We start from the raw sequence: 11,805 nt of genomic DNA on the forward strand, positions 1-11,805 counted from the left end.
GTGTTCCGTTACCCGGCGGTGACCGACCTGCTACCAGCTGGTAATAGTTATCACCGACCACCGGTCCGTGCCCAGAGATTTTGTCATGATCGGTTAAGGATCTTCGGGCCGGGGTGGGCTTCGCTGGAATGTCGTTCGGATCCGCTCGTGTTACCCCGATGTAACACGCGGGTATTAACTACAGACATCCCGTACAGGGGAGGACCGATGGCCATTACCGACCGGTTGAGCGTCCCCGAGCGGCTGCGCCAGTTCCCCCAACTGCCGCAGCTTCCCCATCTCCCGCACCTTCCCTCCCTACCCGGATGGCCCGCCCTACCGTCGGCCACCTACCGGGTCAGCCACGTGAAGGACATCCCCGTGACGATGCCCGACGGCACCGTCCTCCTCGCTGACAGGTACGTCCCCCTGGGCGTGAAGAAGCCGCCGACGATCCTTGTCCGCACCCCCTACGGGCGGCGGGGCGTCACCGGGGCCATCAACGGCTATCCGTTCGCGTTCTTCGGTTACCAGATCCTCGTGCAGAGCGTGCGCGGCACGTTCGGCTCCGGCGGGTCGTTCGACCCGCTCAACGAGCAGATCGACGGACTGGCGACGGTGGAATGGCTGAAGCGGCAGCCCTGGTTCCACGGCACGTTCGCCACCTACGGGCCCAGCTACCTCGGACACACCCAGTGGGCGATAGCGGGCGGCGCCGGAACCGAGCACAAGGCGATGTCGCTCGCCGTCACCGCCTCACAGTTCCGCGACGCGATCTACATCGGCGGCTCCTTCGCCCTGGAGTCCACCCTCGGGTGGGTGTCGGTGACGTCGCGGATCGAGCACCCCCTGGACCTCTTCCGGATGCGCCGCCGCACCGCGCGGGCCGTCCGGGCAGGGCTGCCGCTGGAGGAGCTCGACGCGTTCACCACCGGCGGCAGCGTCCCGTTCTTCCAGCAGCTGCTCACCGGGCACGGCGTCCCCGAGGACCCGTTCTGGGACGGCCGCGTGCACAGCGCCGCGTGCGACGGCGAACTCCCGCCCGCGTCGATGGTCGGCGGCTGGTACGACGTGTTCCTCCCCTGGATGCTGAAGGACTACATCGCGATGCGCGGCGCCGGGCACCGGCCGCAGCTCACCATCGGGCCGTGGTGGCACGCCGACCCGAGGCACGGCATCGCGGCGCTGCGCGAGTCGCTCGCCTGGTTCCGCGCGCACCTCAAGGACGACCCGTCGGGGCTGCGCGAGAACCCGGTGCGGCTGCTCGTCACCGGGGCGGGCGAGTGGCGCGAGTTCGCCGACTGGCCCATCCCCGGCGCGGAGACGCAGCGCTGGCACCTGCAGGCCGGGCACGGGTTCGGCCCGGACGGGCCCCGCACCTCCAAGCCGGACAAATACCGATACGACCCGAACGACCCGACACCCGCGTTCGGCGGCCCGACCCTGCTCGGCATCGGCCGTCCCGTCGACCAGCGGCCCGCCGAACGCCGCCCCGACGTGCTCGTCTTCACGTCACCGGAGCTGGAAGGCGACCTCGACGTCATCGGGCCCGTCACCGCCGAGCTGTACGTGCGGTCCACCCGGGTGCACACCGACTTCGTCGTCCGGCTGTGCGACGTCGCGCCGGACGGGTCGTCGAAGAACATCTGCGAGGGCGGGCTGCGGCTCAGCCCGGAGAACGCGCCGCCCGACGGCGACGGGGTGCGCCGGGTCGACCTCGACATGTGGCCGATCGGGCACCGGTTCAAGAAGGGTCACCGGCTGCGCGTCCACGTGGCCAGCGGCGCCTACCCGAAGATCGCGTCGAACCCCGGCACGGGCGAACCGCTCGGGTCGGCCCGGAAGATGGTCGCCGCCGACCAGGAGGTGTTCCACGACCCGGACCGTCCGTCGGCCCTCCTCCTTCCGGTGATGTGAAAGTTCATCGTCTGGAGTGACGACCCGGCGGGGCCGGACATGTCACGATCGACCGGTGAAAATCCTGATCAACGTCGTCATCACGGCTCTGGCCCTGGCCGCCGCGACCTGGTTCCTCGACGGCATCACCGTCACCGGATCCGACACTCAGGACAAGGCGCTCACCCTCGTCCTGGTCGCCCTCATCTTCGGCGTCGTCAACGCCGTCCTCAAACCCATCATCAAAACCCTCGGCTGCGCCTTCTACGTCCTCACCCTCGGCCTCTTCGGCCTGGTCGTGAACGCCGCCCTCCTCCTCCTCACCTCCTGGATAGCCGAACAAGTCGACCTGGGCTTCCACGTAGCCGACTTCTGGCCCACCGCCATCTTCGGCGGCATCATCGTCGCCATCGTCTCCTGGGCCCTCAGCCTCGTCCTCGACAACGACTGATCCCTAGCGGGCCACGTGCAGCCGCGCCGACGTCAGCGTCACGGACTCGGAGCCGTGGTTGATGAGGTCGGCGCGGTAGCCGTGGTCCTTGCCGAGCCAGACGAGGCCGGAGACGGTGTGTTCGACCTTGGTGCCGTGGCCGATCTTGTCCTCGCCGAAGTGGTCCTTGCGGCGGGTGCTGCCGGTGGGCTCGTATTCGCCGATGACTAGTTTGAGGCGTTCGCCTTTTTTGTGGCCGGTGACTATGGCGGAGAGCGTCACCAGGTGCCAGTCGGGGGTCTTCGGCCGCCAGGACGGGGAGTTGGCGGCGTGCTGGCCGGACGGGTCGGCGTTCTCGACGGCCCACGGCACCGAGACGCGGGTGCCGGGCGGGATGGTGAGGGTGCCGCGGGTCGCGAGGTCCAGGACGAGGCTGAGCGGCTTTGAGACGGGCTTGGGGGGCGCGGGCGGCGGCTTGGGGGCCGAGGTCTTGGGGCGGGGCGCTCCGGCCTTCACCCAGGCGTACAGCCGCTCGCCGGGGCAGCTCGTGGCGTAGCCGTCGCGGTGGCCCTTGATCTCGGTGCCCGCGCGGCCGTTCGCGCGGACGTGCTCGATGGCGTCGCGGATGCCGTGCAGCATCTCGTCGTTCGGCACGACGAGCCCGCTGTCGCCGACCATGCCGAGCACCGCGTAGTGCCCGCTGTTCAGGCCGGGGCCGTTGGCGGCGGGCAGCTTGTGCAGGCCGCGCCCCTCGAAGACGAACCGGTGCGGACAGCACAGGAACGAGTAGCCGATGTCCGCCCAGCCGTTGCCGTCCATGTGGCCGTTCTGGATCTGCCGGACCAGCGCGTAGCACCTGTCGTGGTCGTCGGCGGTGCGCGGGTCCACCCGGCTGCCCGTGTAGTGCACCTTCACGCCCCGCGCCGACGCGAGGTGGGACGACGCCGAGCGCGGGCTCCGCGCCTTCCACTGCTTGCGGGTGATGAGCTTCACGGGACACTCCGGGGGGAGGAGGGGACGGCTCGAAGCCGACCCTAACCCCGAAGCATCCGGCTATGGGGGTTAAACCGCTGTGTCGTTGGCTTTGTCGTCCGAGAGCAGCAGGCCCAGCTTGTCGCCGAGTTCGCCGTGCACCCGCCGCTCCATGCCGCGCGCGACGAACGGGTTCACCACCATCTGCACCAGCGGCCGCATCCTGCGGATGACCTCGGCGACCCGGACGGCGTCCTTGCCCATGAGGTCGGCGTCCTTGAGCACGTGCTCGTCCACGAGGTCGACGAACCGGTTGGCGATGACCTCGCAGTCGCGCCGGATCTCGTCGGCGATGTCCAGCACCGCCTCCAGCGGGATGCCGCTCGCGACGAGTTCGGCGCCGACGTGCAGGAGGCGCGGGCTCGGGACGCGGAAGCGGTCGCCGTCCGGCTCCACAAAGCCGAGTTCGATGGCCCGCCTGACCCTGTCCTCGATCACGTCGGGGTCGCTTTCGCGGCCGAAGGCTTCGAGCAGCTCGTCGAAGGTCGCCCAGCCGGGGATCTCGTCCGTCCACGGGTCGGTGAGCACCTGCTCCAGGCCGAGCACTTCGCCTACGTCGCGCCCGGCCTCCCAGGCTCCTATGAGGTCGCTGATGTTGTTCAGCGTGTAGCCGCGCTCCAGCATCTGCCCGATGAGGCGTAGCCGGGCGAGGTGAGCATCGTCATAGAGGCCGACGCGGCCCTTGAGCCGAGGGGACGGGAGCAGGCCGCGGTCCTGGTAGGAGCGGATGTTGCGGACCGTGGTGCCGGCCCGCTGGGCCAGCTCGTCTATCCGGTACTCGGCCACGAGTTCCCCCTCCCGGCTTGACCCTCGTCGGCGATCGTACGAATCTTACGCCTGAGGCAATGAGACATTGTTCGATGTAATGGTTGGAGTCGCCATGACGGACGCGCGTGAGGTCGAGGAACTCCTGCTGGGCGAGCCGCTCACGCACACGATGGCCGACATGGAGGAGCTCTCCGGGCTCTCCGCCGAGCTCAGCCTACGGATCTGGTCGGCGCTCGGCTTCTCCACCCCCGCCCCGGACGAGATCGCCTTCACCCAGGACGACGTCCAGGCGCTCGCCGATATCAAGGACCTCCTCGGCCACCCTTACGTGGACGAGGAGATGGTCCTCCAGCTTGCGCGCGGCGTAGGCCAGACCATGAGCCGGATGGCCAACCGGCTCAGCGAGCTCTGGCTGGAGCGGCTCGCCGAGCTGTTCGTCAAGCCCGGCGCCGTCGTCGAGGAGGACGACGTCGTGGCTGCCCTCACCGCGAGCGCGGAGCTCAGGCCGAAGTTCGAAAGGCTGCTGCTGCGAGGCTGGCGACGTCAGCTCGCCGCCGCAGGGGTCCGGGCGTATGGCGCGGTGTCGGAGGCGACGGCCGACCCTGGCGCGGGCACCGCGCTGCTCGCCGTCGGGTTCGCCGACATCGTCTCCTTCACCCGGCTGAGCAGGCGGCTCGGCCCCGCCGGGCTCGCCGACCTCGTCGACAGGTTCGAGACGGCCACCGCGACGATCACCGCCGAGGAGGGCGGCCGGGTGATCAAGACGCTCGGCGACGAGGTCCTGTTCACCGCGCCGACCCCGGCCGCCGCCGCCGAGATCGGCCTGCGCATCTCCGACTGGTCGGCGGACGACGACTTCCCCGACGTGCGCGTCGGCCTCGCGTACGGCGAGGTCATCCTCCGGCTCGGCGACGTGTTCGGCACGCCCGTCAACCTGGCGGCCCGGCTGACGTCGGCGGCCAGGCCGGGCACCGTCCTGGCCGCGCCGGAACTCGCGGACGAGCTCGAAGGGTACGCGCGCAGGCGGCTCTCCGCCCGACAGCTCCAGGGCATCGGAAGGGTGCGGCCCTACCTACTGCGCCGTCAGAGCAACGAAAGGCCCCAGCTCACCTCGACCTGATACTCGCTGCCGTCCGCCTCGTTGACGATCGAGACGACCGTCTTGCCCGGAAGCCGGATGAGTGAAGGCGGAAGCCGCACTTCGAGCTCGTAAGGCTGGTCGGGTGTTACGACGCCGCTGTCCTCGCCCAGGCGGATCGCTCCATTGTCGGCTTCGGCCGTCCAGGTGACCGGCCCGTTCTCGGCCTGCAACGGGATCCGCGAGGTACGTCCCGCGCCTATCGCCACCTCGGTGTCGAGCACGCTCAGCCGGGCCAGCGCGGGCGGCGGCTGCGGCGCCTCCGGGACGACCTGGGCGGGCGGAGGCGGCGGCGCGTTCGGCGTGTCCGGCGACGTCGGCGGCGCGGGGCTCGCGGTGGGCTCCGTCGCCGCGTTCGGCGTGTCCGTCGGCAGCGGGACGTCGGGCTCGCCGCCGTTCACCGCGTGGCCGGTGTCGGCGGGCGACGGCTCCGGTGTTGTCGTCGGCTCGGCGGAGCTGCCGCCGACGTCCGGCAGCGCCACCGGCCGCTCCGGCGGCGCCGGGTGAGCGGGCGACCTGATCGGCTGCTCGATCGGCGGCCACCCCAGCGGCGGCCTGCCGAGCTGCGGGCCGAGCAGCAGGCTCGCGGCGATCGCGGACGCCAGCGTCGCCGCCATGCCGCTGCCCGCGATGAGCCAGCGGCGGCCGAGCCCGGACGGGGTGTCGGGCTGGCGCGGGAAGCCCTCGACCGTCAGGTGGCCGCCCTTGCCGACGATGTCCGCCCGGTACCCGGCCAGCTCGGGGTCCGTCGCGGTGTGCAGCACCCGGCGGCGCAGGCTGTCCGGCGGGCGCGGCGGCTCGGGCAGGGACAGCAGCACCGCGAGGCCCGCCTCGGCCCGTCTCCGGCATGCCGGACATCGTGCGCTGTGCCCGTCGTCGCGCGGGGCGCGGTTCTGCGCCCGCACCAGCACCGGGAGGTGCCCCGCGCACCTCTCCTGGACGACCTTCAGCTGGGCGATCACCGCGGCCTCCGCCCGGCGGCGCGCGCGGGCGGCCCGTGCCGTCGCGCGGTGGACGGGCTCGCCCAGCACCGCCGCCAGCTCCGCGCCCGCGAAGCCGTGTCTGCCGGTCAGCAGCACGAGTTCCTGGTCGCTGAAGGAGATCCGGTCCAGCGCGCCCTGGAGCACCTCCAGGGCCTCGCCTGGCGCGCCCTCACGCGTGTCCTGCGGGGCCCAGGCGAGCTCGCGCACCCTGGTCCGCAGCAGCGCCCTGCGCCGCACGCCCGCGTACAGCCAGGCCCGCAACCTCGCGGGGTTGCGCATCCTGGCGGCCCGGCGCAGCGCGTCGACGAACGCGTCGTGCACGATGTCCTCGGCCGCGCGCATGTCGCCCGCGAGCGCGAACGCGTAGTCGTACACCTGCCCCTCGTAGGCCGCGAGCGCCTTCTCCAGCGCCCGCACATCCTCCTCGTGGAGCCCGCGGACCACCCCCCGGTCACCCTCGGACCCCAGCCCCGCCCATCTGCCCATGCGCTGTCACCTCACCCGGCAACCTCCTGAATACACCCGCCCCCAACCCCCCCGCCCCCAGATCCCCCAAATCGTTTCCCACCCCCACCCATACCCCCTGAACCTGGTCAAGGCGGTGTGGTGAGGACGGGGACGGCGGCGGCCACCAGCACGGTGAGGAGCCAGAGGGCGGGGGCGGCGGAGAGGGTCTGGTCTCTGCGGGACTCGACGCGGCGGGTCTCGGCTTCGCCGCGGGTGAGCCACCACGGGTTTGTTCGGTTCTCCAGCCACTGGTGTATCGCGCCCAGGAAGGCGCCGTAGAGGAGGTGGCCTACCAGGGACGGGAGGGCGGCGGCCATCGCCGTCGGGTTCCAGCGGAGGGGCTCGCCGAGGAGGGCGGGGAGGAGGGTGAGGGCGCCCAGGAACCACCAGAGGAGGCCGTAGGAGACGCCCCAGCCTATGCCGGACGCGAGGTCGAAGGAGCGGCGGCGGAACAGCAGCGCGTAGGAGACGCCGATGAGCTGGGCGATCACAAGGTGGACGACGACAGCGAGCACGATGCCTCGGCCGCCCACCAGACCGGCCACCCTGGACAGGGTGCCTGACTCCGCCCAGACGACGGCGAACACCGTCCCGCCCGCGAGGCCCGCGAGGACGCCGTAGAACGTCGCGTGCAGGCCGCGCGCCCCGGCGCCGTCGTCGTGCAGCGCCCTGACGTCGTCGACGAGGAAGAGGCGGGAGAGCGAGCCGAGCCAGGAGAACACCAGGGCGGTGCCCGCGCCCAGCAGCAGATAAGGGGGCAGCTCCGTGACGGCGGTGGCGGTGGCCGTCGCGGACCAGTCGAGGCCGTCGCCGCGCAGCAGCGGCAAGGCGGTGAGGGCGCTGGCGATCCACCAGGTGAAGCCGTAGGCGGTGCCTCTGATGACGGCAGGGCCTGTGCCCTCACGACGGCCGGAGAACAGGAGCGGGTAGGCGAGCCCGGCCAGGGCGCCGACGAGGAGGAGGTTCGTGGCGGGGAGCAGCACCAGGGCCGCCGTAAGGCCAGCGACGAGGCCGCGCGCCAGGGGGCCCGGCTTGAGGTGAGAGCGTAGGTCCGGCCGCGCCAACAGGCCGAAGGCCAGGGCCGTCACAGCGCCGTAGGCCAGGTGCCCGTAGAGGCTCGGCAGGAGACGTCGCGCGTTGGCGAGGTCCCAGGTGACGGGTTCGCCTGTGAGCAGCGGTAGCAGGGTCTGCGGCCCCAGGTACCACCAGAACGCGCCGTAGGCGACGCCCCAGAAGTACAGCTCACCCCCGCGCACCTTGCCCGCGACGGCTCCGAAGCCCGCGCCCACGAGGGCCGCGATCACGAGGTGCACGGCGAAACCGACAGGTGCCGCGTCCGTGCGTACCAGGGAGGCGACGGTAGGCAGCGCGCCGTAGGAGGCCATGCAAGCGCCGAACACCAGGCCGCCGACTAGCCCTGCGACGGCTCCGCGCACCGCGTCACGCATCGCGGCCCGCCGTCAGGTCGCGCGGGAACACAAGGTCGAGCACCCAGTCGGACAGCACCCGTACCCGTTTCTCCGCGCCGGGCAGTTTGGCCAGGTAGATGCCGCGCCACAGGAACCACGCGGCCAGGCCGGACAGCCGCACCCCGCGGATCTCCGCGGCCGCCGTGCGGTGGCCGAGCAGGCACAGCACGCCGATCGCGCGGAACACGAACGGCTCGGGCTCGCGGCCGGCGAGCACGGCGGCGATGTTGTCGGCGGCCTTTCCGCCCTGCCGGATCGCGTGCTGTGCCGTCGGCGGGTAGGGGGTGCCGTCGGGGTCCGGGATCTGGGCGCAGTCGCCGACGGCCCAGACGTCGGCGGCGCCGGTGACCCGGAGCGCCGCGTCGGTTTTAAGGCGTTCGCCGGAAAGGAGGGGGCCCGGTTTGTTGCCCGCCGTCCAGACGAGGGTGTGCGCCGGGATCGACGTGCGGTCGGCCAGCCAGACGGCGCTCTCGGCCACCTCGGCGACCCGGACGCCGAACCGGAACACGATGCCGCGCGCCTCCAGCCGCGCCCGCGCGTACGCGCCCAGTGATTCCGGCATCTCGGGCAGGATGCGGTGGCCGGAGTGGACGAGGGTGAACGTCGGCTCGTCCTCGGTGATGCCCGGGTAGTACCGGAGCACGCCGTGTACCAGGTCGAACAGCTCGGCGACCGTCTCGGCCCCGGCGAACCCGCCCCCGGCGACGACGAACGACAGCAGCCTGCGCCGCACACGCGGGTCGCGCTCCTGCTCGGCCAGATCGAGGAGCCCGAGGACGTGCGCGCGCAGCCGTGCCGCGTCCGCGAGGGTCTTGAGGGTGAACGCCCGTTCCGCCACGCCGGGCAGCCCGAAGAACGCGGGCGCGACCCCCGTCGCGATGACGAGATGGTCGTAGCCGATCTCGTCGTCGCGCGGGCCGCCCGTCCGCAGCACGACCTTCTTGCTGCCCGCGTCGATCCTGACCACCTCGCCGCGCCGGAACCGCGTGTGCGGCGCGCACGCCCTGACCGGCGCCCCGATGTGCTGCGCCTCCAGCGCGCCACCCGCCACCTCCGCCAGCATCGGCGTGAACAGCAAAAAGCCCGAGTCACTCACCAACGTCACGTCCACCCGCGCCCCCCGCGCGACCAGCCGCTCGAACCGCCGCGCCACCGCCACCCCACCAAACCCCCCACCCACGACCACCACCCGCGCCGCCGCCTCCGCCGACGCCCCCTCGACCCTCCTTTCCGGCAACACCCGCACCACCAGCCCCACAAGCACCCCCGCAAACGCCCCCGCCAACACCCCTCCCACCACCCACGGATAAACCCCCACAACCCCCCCTCCCCCCGAGAACTGCACCACCACCATCGCCCCAACAAACCACCCCAAAAGCCCCAGCAACGCCCCCAACGCCACCGCATCCCCAGGCCGATGCCGCCCCAAAAACCCCGTAACCCCACCCACCACCACAACACCACCCAAAAAACCCACACCACCCACCCAACCTGCCTCCCCAAGCACCACAACCCCACCCCAAACCACTCCACTAACAACCCCGGCGACAACTCCAGCAAGTACCCAACGCACCCTTCCATCCTCACCACACCAGTTCCCCCCAAGTCCCTCCCCTCCCCGCCACACCTCCCTAACCCCCACCGGCTCGCCGGGGACGGCGGTCCCTCGTGCGTTGTGGAGACGCCTGAAAGTTATGGGATCCGATGTATTCGGCGGGCTCGGGTGGCACTCTCGTCAAGAGTTTCGGGGGCTTGATGCGCTGTCCACCACGGGAGCCCCCTCATGGAATTCGCGTTCTTTCTCCTCAAGCACGCCCGCGCGGCGGCGGTCGCCGTGTTCGTCAGCGCGCTCTTCGCGCTGGGCTCCACCGGTGGGGACGCCGTCTGCTTCAACGGCCAGGAGGGCGATGCCCCCGGCGAATGCGGTGGCGTCCTCCTGTCCAACGCGTTCGTCTTCGCCGTCGCGCCCGCGCTGCTCGTCCTCTCCGTCGTGCTGTTCTGGGCCACTCCCGCGCTGCGCCGCGCGACCCTGCGCGACGGCTACGTCCGCGCCTACTACCGCGCCCTGCGGCCGAGACTCGACAAGATCGACGCCTACGCGCGGACGGACGACGCGGTGATCGTGGAGATCTGGGCCGCGCACGAGGCGGCGGCCCGTGCTGCGGTGCTGGCGTGCGTGCGCTACCAGCCGGATCCGACGTACTACGGGCTCATGGCCGAAGCGATGGTCGACGTCGTCGCTGAGACCACCGGCTGCGACGCCTCGGCTCTTCGCGAGGCCGGCCTCGCCGTGAGCCCCTTCTACCGGCGCTTCCGGACGCGGCCCGGCCTTCGGTGAGATCACCAGGCACGGCCCAGCCACGGTTCGCGGGTTCTGGGTCGCCTTGGTTCCATGGGGCGGGAAACGAGGCGTGGGACGCAGAGTGGAATTCTCTGCGGGCCTAGGGTCGGGTTTTGGATCTTTTCCCCCAGTCCTAGGAGTGTTGTCTTGTCACGTAGGTCCCTTGTTGTCCTTGTCGCGGCTTCTGTTGGGGCGGGCTTGTTCGTTGCGCCCGCGCAGGCGGGGCCGTCCGAGCGGCGGGCGACGTTTGTCGCCGTCACGCCGAAGAACGCCGTTGTCACGACGGGGAAGTCGACGGTGTTGAATCTGCGGGTCTCGATCGACGCGGCGGAGCCGTTCTATGAGGGCAAGATCCTTGCCGAGCTGACGGCGCTCAACGGCAACGGCTACGAGTTCCTCTATCTGACCGACCCGGACGGCGACGGCGTCTACACGGGGCGGGTCCAGTTGACGCCGCTGTTCGCCGTCCCCGGCAACTGGACGGTGAAAACGGAGGCGATCGGCGACGAGACGGGCAGCGCGATCCAGGGCCCGACCGGCCGGTTCACCATCCGCAGCAAGACGAAGATCACCGCGAAGGCGACGCCGAAGAAGCCGCGCAAGGGCGCCGCCGTCACGCTGTCCGGCCGCCTGCGCACCCTGAAGTACGGCTCCTACGACGGCTTCGGAGGCCGCACCCTCCAGATCCGCTTCCGCAAGAAGGGCTCCACGAAGTGGACGACCCTCACCACCGTGAAGACCAAGCGCAACGGCACCTACACCAAGACGATCCGCCCCAAGTCCCCCGGATCGCTCCAGCTCCACTGGAAGGGCTCCACGACCACCACCCCGGTCACGACCAGCCCCATCCCCGTCAAATAGCCAGATCTCCGGCGGATCGTGCGCCCCGGTGCCGTCACGGCGTCGGGGCGTCGCTCACGGGGGCCTCGCGTCCGAGCGCCCGGTGCTCGTCCAGTTCGAGTTCGATGAACGCCGTGATCATCGCACGCCACACCGCCTCGGCGACGCCGGGCGAGAGCCCCGCCTCGACGGCCCGCTCCCGCACCCCCGCCACCACCCGCTCAACCCGCTCCGGCGCCCGCACCGCCTCCTCGTCCTTCTTGACGGCCGCCGCTCGCCTCACCAACCCCTCCCGAACCGCCAACAACCCCACGATCTCCCGATCCACCGCATCGATCCGCCCCCGGATCTCCCGAAGCTCCCCATCCATCCCCCCACCCTAAAACCCCACCCGGCTCAGCCGTTGCCACCCCAACGGCTGC

Annotated in this window: 11 protein-coding genes; 5 read left to right on the forward strand and 6 right to left on the reverse strand. The window is 71.1% G+C overall.

Features of this window, described 5'->3' with window-relative positions; genetic code table 11:
• The first annotated feature begins 207 nt into the window (after nucleotides 1-207).
• Entirely contained in the window at nucleotides 208-1,896 is a 1,689-nt protein-coding gene (locus tag LO762_RS25980) for a CocE/NonD family hydrolase (RefSeq protein WP_230618635.1), read from the forward strand.
• A gap of 55 nt (nucleotides 1,897-1,951) precedes the next feature.
• On the forward strand, nucleotides 1,952-2,326 hold the full coding sequence (locus LO762_RS25985) for a phage holin family protein (RefSeq protein WP_230618636.1): 375 nt from the start codon (nucleotides 1,952-1,954) through the stop codon (nucleotides 2,324-2,326).
• A 3-nt stretch (nucleotides 2,327-2,329) separates the two neighbouring features.
• Here the strand turns inward: LO762_RS25985 and LO762_RS25990 are convergent, their stop codons facing one another.
• Nucleotides 2,330-3,298: a hypothetical protein gene (locus LO762_RS25990; protein ID WP_230618637.1), complete on the reverse strand. Its 969-nt coding sequence runs from the start codon at nucleotides 3,296-3,298 to the stop codon at nucleotides 2,330-2,332.
• Nucleotides 3,299-3,367: 69 nt separating this feature from the next.
• The gene (locus LO762_RS25995; protein WP_230618638.1) at nucleotides 3,368-4,123 is read right to left on the reverse strand and encodes a MerR family transcriptional regulator; all 756 of its coding nucleotides are present in this window, start codon (nucleotides 4,121-4,123) and stop codon (nucleotides 3,368-3,370) included.
• 94 nt (nucleotides 4,124-4,217) lie between these two features.
• Between LO762_RS25995 and LO762_RS26000 the strand changes: the two genes are divergently transcribed.
• Nucleotides 4,218-5,225: an adenylate/guanylate cyclase domain-containing protein gene (locus LO762_RS26000; protein ID WP_230618639.1), complete on the forward strand. Its 1,008-nt coding sequence runs from the start codon at nucleotides 4,218-4,220 to the stop codon at nucleotides 5,223-5,225.
• On the opposite strand, the gene LO762_RS26005 is transcribed toward LO762_RS26000, so the two are convergent.
• The 3 genes from LO762_RS26005 to LO762_RS26015 all read right to left on the reverse strand — a co-directional run bounded on the left by LO762_RS26005 (nucleotide 5,189) and on the right by LO762_RS26015 (nucleotide 9,487).
• Complete coding sequence (locus LO762_RS26005) at nucleotides 5,189-6,712, reverse strand: RNA polymerase sigma factor (protein WP_230618640.1); 1,524 nt, start codon at nucleotides 6,710-6,712, stop codon at nucleotides 5,189-5,191. The genes LO762_RS26000 and LO762_RS26005 overlap by 37 nt on opposite strands.
• A gap of 107 nt (nucleotides 6,713-6,819) precedes the next feature.
• Nucleotides 6,820-8,181 (reverse strand): hypothetical protein, encoded by a 1,362-nt coding sequence (locus tag LO762_RS26010; RefSeq protein ID WP_230618641.1) that lies wholly within the window; start codon nucleotides 8,179-8,181, stop codon nucleotides 6,820-6,822.
• Entirely contained in the window at nucleotides 8,174-9,487 is a 1,314-nt protein-coding gene (locus tag LO762_RS26015; RefSeq protein ID WP_230618642.1) for an NAD(P)/FAD-dependent oxidoreductase, read from the reverse strand. The genes LO762_RS26010 and LO762_RS26015 overlap by 8 nt, the downstream gene beginning before the upstream one ends.
• 498 nt (nucleotides 9,488-9,985) lie before the next feature.
• Here LO762_RS26015 and LO762_RS26020 point away from each other — a divergent pair, with 498 nt between their 5' ends.
• Nucleotides 9,986-10,540, forward strand: a complete 555-nt coding sequence (locus LO762_RS26020; protein ID WP_230618643.1) for a hypothetical protein — start codon at nucleotides 9,986-9,988, stop codon at nucleotides 10,538-10,540.
• Between the two features lie 201 nt (nucleotides 10,541-10,741).
• A complete protein-coding gene (locus LO762_RS26025; RefSeq protein WP_230618644.1) occupies nucleotides 10,742-11,404 on the forward strand; it encodes a hypothetical protein in 663 nt (220 codons plus the stop codon).
• 34 nt (nucleotides 11,405-11,438) lie between these two features.
• Here the strand turns inward: LO762_RS26025 and LO762_RS26030 are convergent, their stop codons facing one another.
• Nucleotides 11,439-11,753: a chorismate mutase gene (locus LO762_RS26030; protein WP_230618645.1), complete on the reverse strand. Its 315-nt coding sequence runs from the start codon at nucleotides 11,751-11,753 to the stop codon at nucleotides 11,439-11,441.
• Nucleotides 11,754-11,805: the final 52 nt, after the last annotated feature.

This window comes from Actinocorallia sp. API 0066 (genome assembly GCF_020991275.1).
In the GTDB taxonomy this organism is placed as follows: domain Bacteria; phylum Actinomycetota; class Actinomycetes; order Streptosporangiales; family Streptosporangiaceae; genus Actinocorallia.

Bases quoted from the DNA above. Each gene is read 5' to 3' on its own strand.
- LO762_RS25980 (WP_230618635.1), top strand. From the start codon at position 208: ATGGCCATTACCGACCGGTTGAGCGTCCCCGAGCGGCTGCGCCAGTTC.
- LO762_RS26000 (WP_230618639.1), top strand. From the start codon at position 4,218: ATGACGGACGCGCGTGAGGTCGAGGAACTCCTGCTGGGCGAGCCGCTC.
- LO762_RS26005 (WP_230618640.1), bottom strand. From the start codon at position 6,712: ATGGGCAGATGGGCGGGGCTGGGGTCCGAGGGTGACCGGGGGGTGGTC.
- LO762_RS26010 (WP_230618641.1), bottom strand. From the start codon at position 8,181: ATGCGTGACGCGGTGCGCGGAGCCGTCGCAGGGCTAGTCGGCGGCCTG.
- LO762_RS26020 (WP_230618643.1), top strand. From the start codon at position 9,986: ATGGAATTCGCGTTCTTTCTCCTCAAGCACGCCCGCGCGGCGGCGGTC.
- LO762_RS26030 (WP_230618645.1), bottom strand. From the start codon at position 11,753: ATGGATGGGGAGCTTCGGGAGATCCGGGGGCGGATCGATGCGGTGGAT.